Genomic DNA, 19,858 nt, shown 5'->3' with positions numbered 1-19,858 from the left:
ATTACCTTATACTTACGATAAAAAATTAGAGTAAAGCCGCCAGTTCGTCGGCCTCATCCTTGGTCCGTTGCTCCGTAACGGCAATGAGCAGACCACTCCGCCCCACTTTCACTCCGGGCACAAAGCCTTTCTCGACGGCACGGTCGTAGAATTCGTCCCTTCCGTCTATATCGACAAGGAACTCGTTAAAGAACGGTTTGTCGTACACAAGCCGAGCTTTTCCGGTGGCTATAAACTTATCACAAAGGTAATGGGCACCGTCGTAAGATATCGTTGCGGCTTCCTTAAGACCCTCCTTGCCCATAAGCGACATGTAAATCGTTACGTACAAAGCCATTAGCGACTCATTGGAACAGATATTCGACGTAGCCTTCTGACGCCGGATATGCTGTTCGCGGGCTTGAAGGGTGAGCACAAAGACACGTTGTCCATTGCCATCATGAGTCTTTCCGACAATGCGGCCGGGGAGTTTTCTCATCAGTTTCTCGGTCGAGCACATATATCCTGCCGTAGGTCCACCAAACGACATCGGTACTCCAAGACTCTGGACATCGCCAACAGCGAGGTCGGCGCCCCACTCTCCAGGGGTCTTCAGCAATGCCAAATCAGCGGCAATACTGTTGACAACAAACAATGCTTTCTTAGAATGGCACGCATCAGCATAACCGGTAAAATCCTCGATAATACCATAGTAATCAGGCTGTTGCACTATAACTCCGGCAATATCGCCTTTGTCCACTCTCACCTTGAGGTCCTCAGCCGATGTTGTCATGGAGTTGAACTCTTCGAGTCTGACTCCATGGAAATGGGCATAAGTGCGCATAACATCGACCGTCTTGGGGTCCAGTGATGAACTGTAGAGCACTGTATCGGCCTTCCGCGAATTGTTGAAAGCCAACAGCATGGCCTCGGCGGTTGCCGTGGCACCATCGTACATCGATGCATTGGAGATGTCCATACCCGTCAACTCAGCCATCATCGACTGATACTCAAATATATAGTGCAACGTCCCTTGCGATATTTCGGCCTGATAGGGGGTGTAGGAAGTGAGGAATTCCGACCGTTCTATGAGCTGAGGAATAGCCGAAGGAGCATAATGGTCGTAGATACCGGCTCCTGCGAAGCACACAAGTTGCCGGTTCTTCCGTCCGAGACGACCGAAGAAACGGCGCACTTCCACCTCGCTCATCGCCGACGGCAAGTCGTAATCGCCCTTGTACAGGACTTCGCGGGGCAGTTCAGCATAGAGGTCTTCAAGGGATTCGGCTCCAACCTTTGCCAACATGCCGGCAATGTCCTCAGGGGTATGAGGAAAATATTTGTACATAATGTTGAAAAGGAATGAATGGTTATTTACTGTTGGTTGTTGCAGAACTCCTCGTAAGCCTTGGCATCCATGAGGTCGTCGAGCTGCGAAGGATCCGACAATTCAACCTTGATGATCCAGTTGGCGAAGGCATCCTGATTGACGAGCTCTGGCTTATCTTCCAGGGCTTCATTCACCTCTACGACCTTGCCGCTGACCGGACTGTTGAGGTCACTGGCAGCTTTGACGCTCTCGACAGCACCAAACTCCTCACCGGCTTCAACCTCATCATCGACATCCGGCATATCAACATAAACCACATTACCGAGTGCGTTCTGAGCGTAATCGGTTATTCCGATAGTTCCTACATTACCATCGACTTTCACATACTCATGGCTCTCTGTATAGTAGAGGCCCTCAATAACTTTAGCCATAATACATTATTTTTTGTCCGGCCATTATTCAGACGCGCCAAAAGCTTACTGGGGAATGGCCCGGACTGTTGTTTTATATTCTGTTGTTAACTTATATCTTCCTTTAACTGAGACAGTTACCAATTGTCAGTCTTTCTTATACTGATTATCCGTCTGTCTTAATCGATTATCAGTCTTTCTTGTAATGTGTGTCCACGAAACGCTTTTTGACTATCGTTCCTGGGAAAGTCTTTTTCCGAATCTGTATTTCTACACGGTCACCGAGCTTCAGCGAGCTGTCGACGAGAGCCACAGCGCAACTCTTGTCGGCCGAAATAAGCCGGTATCCGGTCGTTACCTCACCAACCTCCTTACCGTCGCGGAGGACTTTATAGCCGTGCCGGGGCACAGCATGGTCGTCGAGCTGAATTCCCCGCAGCCGTTTTGCCACACCCTCCGTTTTCTGTTTCAGCAGAGCTTCACGGCCAATGAACTCCGGTTTGTCGAAATCGACGAAATGGCCCAGTCCGGCCATTATTGGAGATATATCCTTCGACAGCTCATCGCCATAGAGAGGCAATCCCACTTCGAACCGGAGGGTATCGCGGCAGCCGAGGCCACAAGGCTTCACCCCAGCTCTCATCAGGCGGTCCCAGGCATCGCGGATGTACTCCTTATCACCATACACCTCGAAACCGTCCTCCCCAGTGTAACCGGTACGGGACACAATGACGCTGTCGTCGAAACGCAATACTTCTTTGCACTGGTAGAATTTCAAGTCGGAAACTGGCAGATGGAGCACCTCCGTAACCGTTTTCTCAGCCTCAGGGCCTTGAATTGCAAGCTGATTCCACCAGTCACTCTTGTAGCAAACGACAACATCGAACTTCTCGGCCTGTTTGTGTACCCATTCACTGTCCTTGTCGACATTGGCCGCATTGACGGTCATGAAATAGCGGTTCGGCTCAAGCATGTCGACACATGTATCGTCGACGGTGCCTCCATCCTCATAGCACATCATGCCATACATGACGTCTCCAGGCTTCATTTTCGTCACGTCATTGGTGAAAATATGGTTTACAAACCTTGGAGCATCATGTCCGCTGATGATTATCTCACCCATGTGGCTGACATCGAATACACCGACGTGCTCGCGCACTGCCTTGTGCTCATCAATAATATTTGTGTACTGGATAGGCATGTCGAAACCGCCAAAAGGCTGAATCAGAGCTCCGAGAGCGACATGCTTGTCATATAAGCAAGTTCGTTTATTCATATTCTATGAAAATTAAGTATTTTGGTTTTCGGTTAAATACAAGTCAAATCGGTTCAGTGGTTTGGGTTTTTGCCAAAGATCCATTCAGGTTTTAGGTATTCTTTCTCCAATTCCTCAATCTCATTTATCTGCTCTGGCGTAAGCGTCACCGCCTTGTCAGTGAGATTATTACGGAAGAAAGCGCGCACTTCAGGAAAGGTCATCGTGGTGAAGTCCTTGAAGAGGCATATCCGTTGCCTTACGCTTTGCACCCCATGCTTTATAAGCTTTTCATCGGAGGGGGTTATCGAGGCAACCATATTCTCCATATTCGTATCGTAGAGGAAGGTGCCGTGGACGATACTCCGGCCGACGGTTCTGCCGCCTAAGGTCGTGGTTAGATGATAGAAGGCATTTCCGCTGACTTTTCTGTCGCCAATCATAATATCGTTATGCTCGGTCCAGGAGGCCCCAATGCCCATCTTTTTTATCACGCCGACTATCATTTTCATATAATGCTCGAACGTTGTCTGAGCCTCATCAGCAGTAGTGATGTAAGCAAGCATAACGTTCGACATATCGGCATATACACATCCCCCACCACTCTTCCGTCGGTAGAACTGTATTCCGTGTTGCCGGCAATAGTCGAGGTTCACCTCAGAATAGATGTCCTGGTTACGGCCGAAGATGACGCTCGGCTCCACCTGCCACATGAAGAAGCACTCAGGTTCGTCCATGTGGCGGGCAACCCATTCCTCCATAGCGAGATAGAAACTAAGTCGCCGGACTCTATTTTCATTAAGGTCTATATATATCATAAGAAAAATGTCAAATAAGCAAGATAGTCTTAGTAATTGCAAAGATAAGGAATAATTATTTAGATTCAAAATTTTTTGCCAATTACTTTTGTTCCTTTTTTCCTTTACCTTCAATTTATTGGCTATCAACCACTGCTATAGAGCTACTTTTTAAATTGAGAAAAGGTATTCTCTGCTATATGCAAAGAATACCTTTCTGCTATACAAATGTATTACTTATCTTGACATTAAGAAACTCTTGAACTCAGCAAAGTCCTTACTCATTGGAATCGACTGCTTTGTTCCGCGCATGAAAGCCGCCAAGCGTTCCGGTATTTCGATGTCGGCGCCGATTATAGCGTCAACCTTCTCCTTGAATTTAGCGGGGTGCGCCGTCTCGCAGAATACTCCCACCTCACCCGGCTGGAGCTGCCCGCGCAGAGCGCGATAGCCGCAAGCACCATGAGGATCAAGCACATAGCCGGTTCGGTTATAGCATTCCCTCATCGTATCACGGATATCATCATCAGTATATGTGGCACCGGAGATATCCGCCTTTATGTCCTCCCAAGATCCGTTGTAAAGGTCAAGGATGCGCGCGAAATTCGATGGATCACCCACATCCATAGCGTTTGCGAGTGTCTGCTTCGAGGGCTTAGGCTCATATTTGCCCGTCTGGAGATACTTATAGAATATATCGTTGGCATTATTTGCTGCGATGAAACGCTTTATTGGCAGTCCCATGCGCATACCGAAGAGTCCGGCCGTAATATTTCCGAAGTTTCCCGACGGCGTACACATAACCATATTCGACTTTCCATCAGCGATTTTCAATACCCCACACTGCTTGAGTCGGGCGTAAGCATTGAAGTAATAGAAGGCCTGAGGGAGAAATCTGGCCACATTGATACTGTTCGCCGATGTCAGCCGCATGTGGGCATTGAGTTCCTCATCCATGAAAGCATTCTTCACAAGTGCTTGACAATCATCGAAAACGCCGTCGACCTCAATAGCTGTAATATTCTTTCCGAGGGTTGTGAACTGGCTCTCCTGAATCTTCGACACCTTTCCCTTAGGATAGAGAACGTAGACATTGATGCCGTCGACACCAAGGAATCCGTTGGCCACTGCCGACCCCGTATCGCCCGATGTGGCTACAAGCACATTGATGGGAGCCGCCTTTCCGTCCTCAGCTGAAGCCGGAACAACGAAATACTGCAACAGCCGGGCCATGAAACGGGCACCTACATCCTTGAAAGCCAAGGTCGGACCATGGAACAGCTCAAGCGAATAGATATTCTCGTCAATCTTATGTACGGGAACATCGAAGGCCAACGTGTCGTAGACAATCTTCCGCAGAGCCTCGCCCTCCACATCGTCGCCGAAGAAAGCATCGGCAACGTTGCGTGCTATCTCGCGAAACGACAGACCGTCGATATGGTCAAAAAACGCCTGCGGCAACTTGTTTATCTTCTCGGGCATGTAAAGACCGCGGTCCTCAGCGAGACCTTTCACTACGGCTTTCTCTAACGTTGCCATCGGTGCCCGTTTATTAGTCGAATAGTATAGCATATTATATTATTTCCACCGAGCCACGAAAGCGGAAAGCATTACCCCCGCCATCGCCGTACGGAATGTTATTTTTTGATGTTAATGACTACTGCCGACAGCCGCCTTTACGGCTGTCGACAACGAATGATACTGTCAGAGCGACATAAACTTATCCATGAACTCGTTGAGTCGGAGCATACCATAACTACCTGATACACAACTCTCCTCGTCATAAAGAGTAACAGAGTCGGGCTCTATACCGGGGTACCAGAACAAGAACGGCACCGGTTCCTTGACGTGAGTACGTATCTCCACGGGCGTTGGATGATCGGGGAGAACGGCTATGGCCACCGGTTCGTCCCATGTTTTCACCTCATTATATATAGGTTCCACCACCCGATGGTCGAGATATTCGATAGCCCGAATCTTCAAGTCGAGGTCGCCGTCATGTCCGGCCTCATCGGTAGCCTCAAAATGCAGAAACACAAAATCCTGATTATACAGCTGCGTCAGCGCCGCCTGTACCTTTCCCTCATAGTTTGTGTTGGCAAGACCCGTGGCCCGTGGCACCTTTATCACGTCGAGACCGGCATAGTGGCCGATACCCCGGATGAGGTCGACAGCCGAAATGACACTACCGGAGTGCACATCGGGATACAACTCCTTGAGAGTCTGCATCGACGGACGGTAGCCCCCACTCCACGGCCAGATGGAGTTGGCAGGGTCCTGGCCCTCCTTCACACGGCGCACATTGAACGGATGTGTAGCCAAAAGTTCCTGACTTTTCCGTATGAGGTCATTCAGCAGATCGGCTGTCTGCTCGGCAGTGAGCTCGGCTTTATGTGAGTCCTTCGACTCATCATAACCGGTTTCCGGCTTCACGAGCAGCGGTTCCCACGGCTCATTGGGATGGTCGTGAGGCCCTACGCAGACGATATGTTTGTTTCCACCCTTGATGATAAGCAGGTGGCGGTACTGTATTCCGGGTATGAAATGCACACGGTCGTTGCCGAGTTGCTCATCGAGAAACTCGATAAGCTCAGTTCCCTCTGCCGTCGACAGATGGCCGCCGTGGTGATTTTTAATCTTTCCGTCGGCGATAGTGATGATATTGCAGCGTATGGCAAGGTCGTCGGGACGCATCTCATAGCCTATCGAGGCGGCCTCGAGAGGACCGCGGCCCTCATAGACCTTATTGAGGTCGTAGCCGAGGATGGCCGTATTGGCAACCTCCGAACCCGGCGCAAAGCCGTCAGGGACCGTTACGAGACGTCCTGTCCGTCCGCGCCGCGCAAGCATATCCATATATGGAACGTCGGCAAACTGCAACGGAGTCTTTCCTCCGAGGCGTTCAATGGCATGGTCAGCCATGCCGTCACCTAATATAATAATGTGTTTCATAATCTTAGAAATCAAATATTAGCAATACTCATGATGTTAGCAAAAACTCCTGCGGCCGTCACCGACGCACCGGCTCCGTAGCCTTGGATGAGCATCGGATATTCCTTATAGCGCTCGGTGGTGAGCATGACGATATTATTGGAGCCCTCAAGATTATAGAAAGGATGGCTCGGGCCGACCGTTTTCAAGGCTACACTCGTTCTTCCTGCGTCCATTGTAGCGACGAAACGCCATTTCTTATTCTCCCGGGCTATTTCCTGCCGGCGCCGCTCAAAGTCGGCATCGAGGTCGGGAAGTTTCTTCCAGAAGTCGTCGACGGAGCCCTCGAAATATTCATCCGGCACGAAGAGATGTTTCTCTACATCAGCCTGTTCCACACGATATCCGGCCTCACGGGTGAGGATGACGAGTTTGCGGATGACGTCGACACCGCTGAGGTCGATACGTGGGTCGGGCTCGGAATAACCTTCCTTCTTTGCCCTGCGCACGGTCTCGGAGAACGGCACGTCGGCGCTGATTTCGTTGAAGATGAAGTTCAGCGTTCCCGAAAGGACGGCCTCGATATGCAGAATCTTGTCACCGGAGTTGCGAAGGTCGTTGATTGTTCCGATGATTGGCAGTCCGGCTCCGACATTTGTCTCGAAAAGGAATTTCACGCCTCGGGCTATGGCAGTGCGTTTCAGCCTCAGATAGCTCTCATAGTCGCTGGAAGCTGCAATCTTATTGGCCGCCACGACCGAAATATTATGCTCGAGGAAAACCTGATACAGGGCTGCGATGTCCTTCGATGCCGTACAGTCGACAAACACACTGTTGAAGATGTTCATGCCGATGACGCTGTCGCGTAGCTTCGACGGGTCGCTGGGCTCACTGTTTTTCAGTTCCTCGCGGTATTTCGAGAGGTCGATGCCGTCGCGGTTGAAGATGGCGTTGTGCGACGAGGCAATGCCTACGACTTTCAGCTTGAGATGTGAGCGTTGCGCGAGGTCGGCATACTGGCTGCGAATCTGGTCGAGGAGTTTCCCGCCAACCGTTCCCACACCGCATACGAAGAGGTTAAGAACCTTATACTCAGAGAGGAAGAACGAGTCGTGGAGAACGTTGAGGGCTTTCCGCAACGACTTCCCGTCGACGACAAACGATATATTTGTCTCACTGGCACCCTGCGCACAGGCAATGACACTGATACCGCTGCGGCCCAGGGTTCCGAAGAGTTTTCCGGCTATTCCGGCCGCATGCTTCATATTCTCGCCCACGATAGCGATGGTGGCCAGTCCGCTCTCGGCATGCATGGGGAACATCCGGCCATCTTCAATCTCGGCTTTGAATTCCTCGTTGAGCACGGCGACGGCAGCCTTGGCATCGGCATCGCGGACACCGATGGAGGTAGAATTCTCCGATGAGGCCTGCGAGACGAGGAAGACGCTGATGCCATTATCGGCGAGCGAGGTGAAGATGCGGCGGTTGACACCCACGACACCGACCATCGACAGACCGGTAACAGTGATGAGCGTTGTGCCGCTGATCGACGATATGCCCTTGATGGGCTTGCGGTCGTCGTCAATTTTCTGCTTGATAATGGTTCCGCGCCCGTTGGGATTGAAGGTGTTCTTCACCTTAATAGGGATATTCCTTACGCAGACGGGATAGATGGTTGGAGGATAGATGACCTTTGCACCGAAATTGCAGAGCTCCATAGCCTCGGTATAGCTGAGCTCGTTGATGGTGTATGCCGTCGAGATGACATGCGGATCGGCGGTCATGAATCCGTCGACATCAGTCCAAATCTCCAATACTTCGGCATTAAGGGCCGCGGCAATGATTGACGCTGTGTAGTCGCTGCCGCCACGACCGAGGTTCGTAATCTCGTCGGTGGCACTGTCGCGGGCAATAAATCCGCCCATAACACTGATGCGCGGCATCTCGGCAAAGGCACTACGCACGAGCCGCATGGTGAGGTCGGAGTCGAGACTGCGGCGTCCGTGGATGTCGTGAGTCTTGATAAAATCACGCGAATCGAACCACTTCGCGCCACGGATGAGTGTAGCAACGATATTCGAACTGAGGCGCTCGCCATAGGATACAATGGCATCCTGAGTCTTATGGCTGAGGTCATGGACGAGAAAAACGCCACGGTAAAGCGACTGGAGCTGCTCGAAGAGGGCGTCGACCTTGGCGAAAAGGGCCTCACGGTCGGCAGTGTCGGTGATGATGGTGTCAATCATCTGGTGATGGCGGTCGACCATTTCCTTGAACTGGTCTTTCCATCTCTCGTCGCCGCTCTCTGCCAACCGCGATGTGGCAAGCAGCTTGTCGGTGATGCCGCCAAGGGCGCTGACGACGACTACAATCTCCTGATGTTTGGCTTCCCGCTCGACAATGCTCTTCAAGCTGAGAATGGACTTTACGGAACCAACGGATGTTCCGCCGAATTTCAATACTTTCATTATGTTCTTATATAAATGTTACTATTCGGCACCCCTCTTACAAGGAGGGAAATGCTAAACTTGAGAGCAAAAGTACGAAGATTTATAACAACAGCCAACTATTTCACAAGAAAATTGATTAATTTTGCAGAGAAATACTAATGACAGGTTATGACCAACGAATATCAACTAAGGGTTCTGCCCGAAAATGCATACTGCGAGGAGGCCATAAAGGCATACCTCGCCAAGGAGGAAGGTCTCGACATACGGACGATTAATGCCGTGCGTGTGCTGAAGAAGAGTATCGATGCCCGTCAGCGCACGATATACGTCAACCTCAAGGTGCGCGCCTACGTCAACGAATATCCACAGGACGAGCAGTACGAGCACACGGAATATCAGAATGTGGAAGGACGCCCGCAGGTAGTGGTCGTCGGCGAGGGTCCTGCCGGCCTCTTTGCCGCCCTGAAGCTTATAGAGCTCGGACTGCGGCCGGTGATAATAGAAAGAGGTAAGAACGTCCACGACCGCAAGCGCGACATGGCGCTGATAACAAAGAACCAGAAGGTCGACCCTGAGTCGAACTACTGTTTCGGTGAGGGCGGTGCCGGTGCGTTCTCCGACGGCAAGCTCTACACGCGGAGCAAGAAGCGGGGCAACGTCAACAAGATTCTCAATGTGTTCTGTCAGCATGGGGCCCAGACCTCCATTCTCTACGAGGCTCATCCGCACATCGGCACCGACAAACTGCCACGGGTTATCGAGAACATGCGCGACACGGTGATAAAATGTGGCGGTGAGGTACACTTCGAGACTAAAATGACATCACTATTAATAAAAGGTGACACCGTCGAGGGCGTCGAGGCCGTCCGCTCCACAGGCGAGCAGCTGACAATCAAGGGACCGGTAATCTTAGCCACGGGCCACTCGGCGCGCGATGTCTACCGCTATCTTGCCAATGCCAAGGTGGAGATAAAGCCCAAGGGCATTGCCGTTGGCGTACGGCTGGAGCATCCCGCCGCCCTCATCGACCAGATACAATACCACAACCGCAACGGCAAAGGGAAGTATCTGCCGACGGCCGAATACTCGATGGTGACGCAGGTCGACGGCCGTGGTGTCTACTCTTTCTGCATGTGTCCGGGAGGATTCGTCATTCCGGCGGCCACGGGACCCGAGCAGATTGTGACCAACGGAATGAGTCCTGCCAACCGCGGGACGAAATGGAGCAACTCAGGAATGGTTGTCGAGATTCGTCCCGAGGACGTCAGCGGTGAGGGCGAGTGCAAGGTCGACGGCGTAAACGATACGACGGCAACTGCCGAGACTGCGAACAGCGACCTGGCCGTGATGCGATTCCAGGAGGCTCTCGAGCGTATGACATGGATACAGGGCAACCGCCGGCAGACGGCTCCGGCCCAGCGCATGACCGACTTCGTCAACAACCGGCTCAGTTACGACCTCCCGAAGTCGAGCTATGCCCCGGGACTGATATCGAGTCCGCTCCACTTCTGGATGCCGCAGTTCATATCGAAACGGCTACAGGAGGCTTTCAAGGTCTTCGGCAAGCACCACCACGGGTTCCTCACCAACGAGGCTGTGCTCATAGCCAGTGAGACGCGCACGAGCTCACCGGTAAGAGTGCTGCGCAACAGCGACAACCTGATGCACGTCCGCGTCCGGGGGCTCTTCCCTTGCGGTGAGGGTGCCGGATACGCAGGAGGCATCGTGTCGGCAGGAATCGACGGCGAACGATGCGCTGAGATGTGCGCCGAGTACTTGGAGAGCTTGTAACGACGATTAGTGAGAAAATTTGTGTGGACCCAAAATACGGGTTACGACGAATCACACCATTGGAAATCAGCGTGTTAGGCAGACGTATCCCGCAACATGGACGATTCATATATGATTGCCGCGGAAATCACTTACCCGTTTCCTCCAGATTGTATGCTGATTGCGAAAAATATTAACAGCAATGCAATATGTACCGTTTGGCGTTCCGAAACGGCCCGTTTCGCACGCTGAAACGGTCCGTTTTAGACGCTGAAATGGACCGTTTTAGAACGCGAAATGGCATGTATCTCCATCTGATTGATTATTAGATAGTTACAGATGCGGTTTATTTTTCGTCGTAGTGTGAAATATTCTTACAACTATTCCCAGTCAAACATCATCCTCGTGAGCTCGCAATAATTGCGATGGACGATTCCCGACGCAGTACATCCTCGTCTTCGTCCGATTGCGAAATAGCCCCACAGCAGGAACGGAAATAAAAAAATGTGGACCGCATGGCCCACATTTTTTTATTTGTTTATCCTAAGATGTGCATCTTTCCAACCATGTAAAGGACTACATATCCTAATACCATGGTAATCATTCCAACGATTATTCCCATCTTCAGCATACTTTTCTGGTCGACGAGACCGGTCGAGTAAGCGATGGCATTAGGCGGTGTCGAGATAGGAAGACACATGGCTGCCGATGCCGAGAGGGCGATACCGAGGAGGATTGTCGACGTTCCGCCGACAGGGTCGAGGCTGGCTCCCATACCATTGCAGACGACGGCGAGGATTGGAACCAGCAGTGCTGCTGTGGCGGTGTTCGATATGAAGTTGCTGAGGAAGTAGCATATCAGTCCCGATACAATCATGATCACTATCGGACTCCAACTGCCAAACGGTATGCTGGCAATGGCGGCATTGGCAAGGCCGGAGCCGTTCATGCCCAGACCGAGGGCGAATCCGCCGGCAACCATCCAGATGACGCTCCAGTTTATCTGCTGAAGGTCCTTGGCAGTGATTACTCCTGTGACAGCGAAGATGGCAATAGGGATAAGGGCAACGGTATTGGCGTCGACACCGGTGACCTTGTCGAGGAGCCACATGATGATCGTGACGGCAAAGGTTATGCACACCACCCACATGCGCCAGCCACGATGCACGTCGCCCTCAATGGTCAGTTCGATGGTCTTCTGCGAGAAAGGATAGAACTTCTTCAGCAGGAACCAGCTTATCAGGAGGAGGACGATGACGAGCGGGAACATGAACGACATCCACTGTCCGAAACCTATTCCCATGTGGAGCTCAGGACCGTTAAGGGCCTGGAGAGCGATGGCGTTAGGCGGAGTGCCTATAGGTGTGGCCATACCACCGATATTGGCGGCCACCGGAATGCTCAGGGTGAGGGCCACACGGCCTTTTCCGCTGGCCGGAAGGGCTGCAAAGACAGGGGTGAGGAAGGTCAGCATCATTGCGGCAGTGGCCGTATTGCTGACGAACATCGAGAAGGCTCCGGTGATAAGCAGGAAACCGAGAAGGACGTTTTCGCTCTTCTTACCGAATGGTTTTATGAGGTTCTTGGCCAAGAGGACATCGAGTCCCGACTTCGTAGCGGCAATGGCGAGGATGAATCCGCCGAGGAAGAGGATGATGATTGGATTGGCGAAAGTGGCCATAATATCCGATGACTTCAGCTCTGCACCGAAATCGGCACCCTTGAGGGTGGCTCTGTTGGTGTAGACACCGCTCTTGTCGCTGGCCGCACTCCATATTGCGGCATCCTTTTGCAAACTGTTGAGGTCGCGGTCGGAAACCTTCGTGAAGTCCCACTGGCGCACGACCTTGTCGCCGTCCTTAATCTGTATCTTCTTCAGATTGATAAGACCGCCCTTGTTGAGGAACGTCACCTCGGCATCCTTAGTGACGACAGCGTTGATAACGGCAAGGGAGTCGGAACGCGAACCCTCCTTGACGTTGGCGTTAGTGAGCGTAAGGAAGGCTTTGTCCTCATTATCAGGCACATAGGTGGTAGCTATCACCTCTCCCTTATGGAGCGAATCAATACGGAAGGCCACGTCGTTACCACGGAGAGTTAGCTGCTGGCCCTTCTCGTCGATGATTATCTTGTTCTCGCCAATGATTCCCGACGTAAACTTCAAGCCCTTGGTGAACTCCAGTTCCGTGCCGTTGGCCGAGATGGCAGCACCACCGCCCTTAAACATCGAGAGGCTGTTGTTGCTGATAGTCAGACACATAATGGTGATGATGGCTATCGAGGTAGCCCATGAGGGAATGGCCTCCGTGAGCCACGAGAGCGTGGCAAAGACAAAGATAGCGATGACTCGTTGCTGAATGACCGTGAGGCCAGCAATACCGAATGAATCCTGGGGCAGATTCCAAATGATGGCAGTTATCACGATGATAACCGCAAACTCGATAAACTTCTTCAGCGAGAATCTATCGCTCAATTTAGTTTGGTTCTCTTCCATATCAAGTTTTTAGTTAAATTATTAATAGTATAAGGCGTTGCGCCATACTGCTTTCGGCTTCAAAAGTAACAAAATTAATGATAACGGGCAAAGGAAACAACAGTTTTTTGTAACTTTGCACTCAAATTTTCGATATATGGACAGAATTTCATATCTTTTATTAGCCATAACGGTATTATTCCTGTCGGCATGCCGCAACGCAGGAGGCAATTCTCCGGCCGGCGATTCCGACTCTACATTCCGTTATGCCAAGCACATAAGGATGGAGCACCACGACCATTATACCGTCGTGACGTTGGCCGATCCGTGGAAATCAGGACGGACGCTGCATACCTATATTCTTGTCAGCCACACCGATTCGGCACGCACGGCGGGCCGACTGCCAAAGGGCACAACGGTCTATATTCCGCTGCGGCGGGCCGCGGTCTTCACGGCTGCCCACGCCAATCTCATTGAGATGCTGCATTCAGGAGGAGCCATAGCCGCCGTCGCCGATGCCGAGTATATGCATATCCCTGACATTCAGCGGCGGCTCAGCCACGGCAGCGGCAGCCTGAAGGACGACGGCATCGTTGATGTGGGCAATTCGATGCGTCCGGATGTGGAGAAGATTATCGGTTTACGGGCCGACGCGGTGTTCCTGTCGCCATTCGAGAACAGCGGCGGCTACGGCAAGTTAGAGAACATTAACATCCCCATCATCGAGTGTGCCGACTACATGGAGGACGGTGCCCTGGGGCGGGCCGAATGGATGAAGTTCTACGGGATGCTCTTCGGACGGGAGAGTGAGGCCGACAGCCTGTTCCATGTTGTCGAGGAGAACTATCTAAAACTGAAGGAAGAGGCTTCCCACGCCAAACGGTCGCTGTCGCTGCTCCCCGACCGCAAGACGGGCTCGGTGTGGTATGTGCCTGGCGGACAGAGCAGTGTTGGACTGCTCTACAAGGATGCCGGAGGCCGTTATGCGCTCAGCAGCGACAACCATACGGGGAGTCTGCCACTGTCTTTCGAGACGGTGCTGAGCAAGATGGGCAACGCCGATATATGGATTATGAGCTACAACGGCACTATGGACCGCAAGAATCTGATGGCCGAATATTCCGGCTATGCGGTTCTGAAGCCTTTCAAGACGGGGAATATCTATGGTTGTCCTGTCGATAAAGTACCTTATTTTGAGGAGGTTAGCTGGCGGCCTGACTGGCTGCTCGGTGACCTCATACAGTTGTTGCATCCCGACTTGAACAAAGGCAAGCTGAGATACTACCGGAAAATATAGTCATCGACAAAGGGAAAAGGAGATTTCTACTAAGGAATAGCCCTCGAACAGAATTAAAAGATGGGACGGAAAACAACATTATATAATAATAAGGTGGAGGCAGCGCCGGGCGAAGTGCGACCTCGGGGCATTGCCGTCGTGCTGTGGATTCTGCTCGGTCTGCTGTCGGTTGTCCTTTTTGCGCTCAATATCTACGTCGGTTCAGTCGATATTCCGCTGCGAAATATTATTGAAATCGTCCTCGGGCCGGATGGTGACAGCGGCAACAGCACATGGCGGTATATCATCGTAGAAGGGCGGTTGCCACAGGCTTTGACAGCCGCGCTGTGTGGGGCGGCATTAGCTGTGACCGGTCTTATGCTCCAAACGGTGTTCCGCAATCCACTCGCCGGACCCGATGTGTTCGGCATAAACAGCGGTGCCGCACTCGGGGTGGCCATAGTCATGTTGGCTATGGGGGGCAGTCTGTCGGCATGGACTTACTCTTTCTCGGGCTTCATTGCCATCCTTTTAGCCGCATTCATAGGGGCGATGGCTGTCACGGGACTCATTTTTCTGTTCTCAACAATAGTGAGGAGCAACACCATACTGCTTATAATTGGTATTATGGTGGGCTATGTGGCATCGTCGGCGATAGAACTTCTTAATTTTTTCTCTACCGAGGAGGGCGTAAAGAGCTACACCGTCTGGGGCATGGGCGATTTTGGCGGTGTCACGAACGATGCCATGCCGGCATTCGCTGTGGTCGTCGTGGTGGGACTGTTTTTGTCAATTCTGCTCATAAAACCCCTCAATGCACTGTTGCTTGGCGAGGAATATGCCGAGAGCATGGGCATAAATACGAGGCTGACACGCAATTGCCTGCTGCTCATAACCGGACTGCTGACGGCCATGACAACGGCCTTTTGCGGACCGATATCGTTCATCGGACTGGCCACGCCACACATAGCACGGCTCATTTTAGGCTCCGACAACCACCGGCGACTGCTGCCCGCAACGATATTCTGTGGGGCGATAATAGCCCTTCTGTGCAATATTCTGTGCCATCTGCCGGCCAATGGAGGGTTGATACCCATCAATGCGGTGACACCTCTCGTAGGAGCACCGGTGATAATATATGTTCTCTTGGGTCACAGACGGTAAAAGGAAAAACATAAAACAGAGCCCGCCGAATGACAATCCGGTTGTAGTAAAATTCACTTGGAACACACTTAATCAGCTGAGGCGAGCCGTCGATTTTCTAAGGAGATCAGAATGGGATTATCATTCGCATTTCACGCTATAGCCGACAATCCACGGAAGAAAAATGAGAAAGTCCCAAAAAACAAATGATTTTCTTTTGTCTTTCCACTCATTTGCACTACCTTTGCCCCCGATTTAAATAAAGTACTAAGTTGTTATGGTAAAAATCACATTTCCGGATGGCTCAGTTCGTGAATACGAGCAGGGCGTAACCGGGTTACAAATCGCCGAGAGCATCTCGCCGGCTCTCGCTCGCAACGTTGTATGTTGCGGTGTCAATGGTGAGACTGTAGAGCTTAACCGCCCAATAAATGAAGACTCTTCCATTGAACTTTACAAGTTTGAGGATGAGGAAGGAAAGCATACCTTCTGGCACACATCGGCCCATCTGTTGGCTGAAGCTCTTCAGGAACTTTACCCTGGCATCCAGTTCGGCTTCGGACCGGCTGTGGAAAACGGATTCTTCTATGACGTTATGCCGCCAAAGGGTACCGTAATCAGCGAGAATGACTTCCCGAAGATTGAGGCAAAGATGAAGGAACTTGCCAAGAAAAACGAGCCCGTCGTACGCCGCGAGGTATCTAAAGCCGACGCTATCAAGGAGTTCGAGGCCATGGGACAGGGCTACAAAGTGGAGCACATCTCACAGGATTTGAAAGACGGAACGATCACTACATACACTCAGGGCAACTTCACCGACCTCTGCGCCGGTCCTCACCTGTTGTCGACAGGTGACATCAAGGCCATCAAGATAACAAGTGTCGCAGGTGCTTTCTGGCGTGGCGATGCCAAGCGTGAGCAGATGACACGTATCTACGGAATCACGTTCCCGAAGAAGAAGATGCTCGACGAGTATCTTGTCATGCTCGAGGAGGCCAAGAAGCGCGACCACAGAAAGATCGGAAAGGAAATGGAACTCTTCATGTTCTCCGAGCGTGTGGGTAAGGGTCTGCCTATCTGGCTGCCGAAAGGCACTCAGCTTCGCCTGCGCCTTCAGGAACTTCTCCGCCGTGTTCTGAAACCTTATAACTATCAGGAGGTTATCACACCGGGTATCGGATCGAAGAACCTGTATGTCACCTCTGGTCACTACGCTCACTACGGTAAGGACTCTTTCCAGCCCATCCACACGCCGGAGGAGGACGAGGAGTATATGCTCAAACCGATGAACTGCCCTCACCACTGCGAGGTTTATGCCCGCAAGCCACGGTCATACAAGGATCTCCCACTGCGTATCTCTGAGTTCGGAACAGTGTTCCGCTACGAGAAGAGCGGTGAGCTTCACGGACTTACACGTGTGCGCACATTCACTCAGGACGATGCTCATATCTTCGTACGCCCAGACCAGGTGAAGGCTGAATTCGAGAATGTTATCGATATTATTCAGAAAGTCTTCAAGATATTCGGTTTCAGCAACTACGAGGCACAGATATCTCTCCGCGATCCTAAGGACACCGAGAAGTATATCGGTTCTGACGAGATCTGGGATGAGAGCGAGAACGCCATCCGTGAGGCCTGCCGCGAGAAGGGTCTGAAGACTCACGAGGTTGAGGGCGAGGCTGCTTTCTACGGTCCTAAGCTCGACTTCATGGTCAAGGACGCTATCGGACGCCGCTGGCAGCTCGGTACTATCCAGGTCGACTACAATCTGCCAGAGCGCTTCCACCTCGAATATACTGCTGAGGACAACTCGAAGAAGACTCCGGTGATGATTCACCGTGCACCGTTCGGCTCTCTCGAACGCTTCACAGCAGTGCTCATCGAGCACACTGCCGGTCACTTCCCATTGTGGCTCACTCCCGACCAGGTGGCTATCCTGCCTATCTCGGAGAAGTACAACAACTACGCAGAGCAGGTTAAAAAGTTCTTCGATAAGAACGACGTCCGCAGCTATATCGACGACCGCAACGAGAAGATTGGCCGTAAGATTCGCGACAATGAGCTGAAGCGCGTGCCATACATGGTCATCGTCGGTGAGAAAGAAGCTGCCGAAGGCCTCGTCAGCATGCGTGAGCAGGGCGGCGGCGAGCAGAGCACCATGTCAATGGCCGACTTCTGCAAGAAAGTCAACGACAAGGTAGAGGAGCAGCTGAAGGTCGTCGATGAGTAATCGACCAGCCATAGCCGTCTGACTGAAAGTCAGCAATATATATAACGTTCAGGCAATATTTTTCCCCCAAATCATGACATCGGAGGGGAGTATTGCCTGAATTTGTATTCAATAAGGCTCTCCATCAAAATTTAATTAACAATGGCCCAAAAATAGAAAGGAAAAAATTTGTTCAATTACTTGAAAATTAGTAACTTTGCACCCGATTCTAAAAAAGAGGCTGAAGAGCCTTGACCAAAATTGAACTTAAATTAATTGAATGAGAGGTAATAAAGACGATTTAAAGTACAAGTACCGCGTTAACGAGCACATCCGTGCCAAAGAGGTACGTGTGGTAAGCGATAATGGCTCAGAAGTCATGCCAACGCGCAAAGCACTGGATATGGCACGCCGCGAGGAAGTGGACCTTGTGGAGATTTCACCTAATGCCCAGCCACCTGTTTGCCGTCTCATCGACTATTCAAAGTTCCTTTATCAGCAGAAGCGTCGCCAGAAGGAGATGAAGCAGAAGCAGGTCAAGCAGGAGGTCAAGGAGATTCGGTTCGGACCGCAGACCGACGAGCACGACTATCAGTTCAAGCTCAAGCATGCCGAGGAATTCCTCAAAGAGGGTAACAAGGTGCGCGCTTACGTATTCTTCCGCGGCCGTAGCATCCTGTTCAAGGAGCAAGGAGAGGTTCTCCTTCTTCGTTTTGCCAACGACCTCGAGGAGCTCGGAAAGGTTGAGCAGATGCCTAAGCTCGAAGGAAAGAAGATGTTCCTCTACCTCGCTCCAAAGAAAGCCGGGGTGCAGAAAAAGAGCCAGCAGAAGCGCGACCGTGAGATTCAGGAGGCTGAAGCTAAGGAAGCCGAGAAGAAAGCAAAAGAAGAGCAGGCCGAGAAATCCGGTCTCTTTGCCAACGCTAAAGGCGGTGCCGACGCTCTGAAGAAGCTGAGTCAGGAATAACTCAAGGGGCTGTAAAGCTGCACTTACGAGTCTATAAAGCTCTGACGAAGAGTCCGCAGCAATCAGCCAAAGAGCAAATAACACTCAGATAACGAGCAATTAACGCTCAGAGCAAGAGCCAATAACGCTCATATAACGACCCCAAACGCTCCGCTGCTGAAGAAAAAAGAAACTGTGTGGTACCGTCCTGGTATATACGTTGCCACCTTTTATTATAATAAAATTTTAAAACAAAGTAAAAATGCCAAAGTTGAAGACAAACTCCGGTGCAAAGAAGAGATTCACATTCACCGGTACTGGTAAGATCAAGCGTCATCACGCTTACCACAGTCACATTCTGACTAAGAAGACAAAGAAGCAGAAGAGAAATCTCGATCATCAGACAATCGTTGATCGTTGCAACCTGAAGCAGGTGCGCGACTTGCTGAATCTGCGCTAATTCACTTATCAGTAGAACAATTAAAAGAAGGAAAAAACTATGCCAAGATCAGTAAATCATGTTGCTTCAAAAGCAAAGAGAACAAGAATTCTGAAGAAGACGAAGGGTTACTATGGTGCCCGCAAGAACGTCTGGACAGTAGCAAAGAACACCTACGAGAAGGGTCTCACCTATGCATACCGTGACCGCCGCAACAAGAAGCGCAACTTCCGCGCTCTTTGGATTCAGCGTATCAACGCAGCAGCACGCCTCTACGATATGAGCTACAGCCAGCTCATGGGTGCTCTCCACAAGAATGGCATCGAGATTAACCGCAAGGTTCTTGCTGACCTCGCAGTCAACAATGCAGATGCTTTCAAGGCTATCGTCGAGAAGGTAAAGTAAAAACATTGGATAGAGGAAATGATTCTCCTCTCTTCCGTTAGTCAT

At 51.2% G+C, this 19,858-nt stretch carries 14 protein-coding genes and 2 pseudogenes; 7 read left to right on the top strand and 9 right to left on the bottom strand.

Annotation, left to right across the window (positions count from 1 at the left end):
• Positions 1–25: 25 nt before the first annotated feature.
• From gcvPA to thrA, 7 genes are all read right to left on the bottom strand, one after another.
• Positions 26–1,330: an aminomethyl-transferring glycine dehydrogenase subunit GcvPA gene (gcvPA, locus tag LDN30_RS04650; RefSeq protein WP_223926925.1), complete on the bottom strand. Its 1,305-nt coding sequence runs from the start codon at positions 1,328–1,330 to the stop codon at positions 26–28.
• Between the two features lie 23 nt (positions 1,331–1,353).
• Positions 1,354–1,740 (bottom strand): glycine cleavage system protein GcvH, encoded by a 387-nt coding sequence (gcvH, locus tag LDN30_RS04645; RefSeq protein ID WP_223925722.1) that lies wholly within the window; start codon positions 1,738–1,740, stop codon positions 1,354–1,356.
• Between the two features lie 169 nt (positions 1,741–1,909).
• On the bottom strand, positions 1,910–2,995 hold the full coding sequence (gene gcvT, locus LDN30_RS04640; RefSeq protein WP_223925721.1) for a glycine cleavage system aminomethyltransferase GcvT: 1,086 nt from the start codon (positions 2,993–2,995) through the stop codon (positions 1,910–1,912).
• 53 nt (positions 2,996–3,048) lie between these two features.
• Positions 3,049–3,792: a lipoate--protein ligase family protein gene (locus LDN30_RS04635; RefSeq protein WP_223928823.1), complete on the bottom strand. Its 744-nt coding sequence runs from the start codon at positions 3,790–3,792 to the stop codon at positions 3,049–3,051.
• Between the two features lie 216 nt (positions 3,793–4,008).
• Complete coding sequence (gene thrC / locus LDN30_RS04630; protein ID WP_223928822.1) at positions 4,009–5,343, bottom strand: threonine synthase; 1,335 nt, start codon at positions 5,341–5,343, stop codon at positions 4,009–4,011.
• A gap of 132 nt (positions 5,344–5,475) precedes the next feature.
• Positions 5,476–6,723 (bottom strand): cofactor-independent phosphoglycerate mutase, encoded by a 1,248-nt coding sequence (locus tag LDN30_RS04625; RefSeq protein ID WP_223928821.1) that lies wholly within the window; start codon positions 6,721–6,723, stop codon positions 5,476–5,478.
• A gap of 11 nt (positions 6,724–6,734) precedes the next feature.
• Entirely contained in the window at positions 6,735–9,170 is a 2,436-nt protein-coding gene (gene thrA / locus LDN30_RS04620) for a bifunctional aspartate kinase/homoserine dehydrogenase I (RefSeq protein ID WP_223928820.1), read from the bottom strand.
• Positions 9,171–9,320: 150 nt separating this feature from the next.
• Here thrA and LDN30_RS04615 point away from each other — a divergent pair, with 150 nt between their 5' ends.
• Positions 9,321–10,943, top strand: a complete 1,623-nt coding sequence (locus tag LDN30_RS04615) for an NAD(P)/FAD-dependent oxidoreductase (protein ID WP_223928819.1) — start codon at positions 9,321–9,323, stop codon at positions 10,941–10,943.
• Positions 10,944–11,460: 517 nt separating this feature from the next.
• Here LDN30_RS04615 and LDN30_RS04610 read toward each other — a convergent pair.
• Both LDN30_RS04610 and LDN30_RS04605 read right to left on the bottom strand, forming a co-directional pair.
• Positions 11,461–12,645, bottom strand: a pseudogene (locus LDN30_RS04610) (SLC13 family permease); the annotation flags it as partial.
• Positions 12,646–13,167: 522 nt separating this feature from the next.
• Positions 13,168–13,416, bottom strand: a pseudogene (locus LDN30_RS04605) (dihydroorotate dehydrogenase); the annotation flags it as partial.
• Between the two features lie 136 nt (positions 13,417–13,552).
• Between LDN30_RS04605 and LDN30_RS04600 the strand changes: the two are divergent.
• The 6 genes from LDN30_RS04600 (at position 13,553) to rplT (ending at position 19,813) form a co-directional block, all read left to right on the top strand.
• On the top strand, positions 13,553–14,692 hold the full coding sequence (locus LDN30_RS04600) for an ABC transporter substrate-binding protein (protein WP_223928818.1): 1,140 nt from the start codon (positions 13,553–13,555) through the stop codon (positions 14,690–14,692).
• 60 nt (positions 14,693–14,752) lie between these two features.
• A complete protein-coding gene (locus LDN30_RS04595) occupies positions 14,753–15,835 on the top strand; it encodes an iron chelate uptake ABC transporter family permease subunit (protein ID WP_223928817.1) in 1,083 nt (360 codons plus the stop codon).
• 256 nt (positions 15,836–16,091) lie between these two features.
• A complete protein-coding gene (thrS, locus tag LDN30_RS04590; protein WP_223928816.1) occupies positions 16,092–18,044 on the top strand; it encodes a threonine--tRNA ligase in 1,953 nt (650 codons plus the stop codon).
• Between the two features lie 259 nt (positions 18,045–18,303).
• Positions 18,304–18,990, top strand: coding sequence for a translation initiation factor IF-3 (gene infC / locus LDN30_RS04585; protein WP_223928815.1), 687 nt, complete (start codon positions 18,304–18,306; stop codon positions 18,988–18,990).
• A 241-nt stretch (positions 18,991–19,231) separates the two neighbouring features.
• A complete protein-coding gene (gene rpmI / locus LDN30_RS04580) occupies positions 19,232–19,429 on the top strand; it encodes a 50S ribosomal protein L35 (RefSeq protein WP_223928814.1) in 198 nt (65 codons plus the stop codon).
• 39 nt (positions 19,430–19,468) lie between these two features.
• A complete protein-coding gene (gene rplT / locus LDN30_RS04575; RefSeq protein WP_223925710.1) occupies positions 19,469–19,813 on the top strand; it encodes a 50S ribosomal protein L20 in 345 nt (114 codons plus the stop codon).
• Positions 19,814–19,858 lie beyond the last annotated feature (45 nt).

It is taken from the genome of Prevotella lacticifex (assembly GCF_019973375.1).
In the GTDB taxonomy this organism is placed as follows: domain Bacteria; phylum Bacteroidota; class Bacteroidia; order Bacteroidales; family Bacteroidaceae; genus Prevotella; species Prevotella lacticifex.
This window is presented reverse-complemented; position numbering and strand designations above follow the sequence as displayed.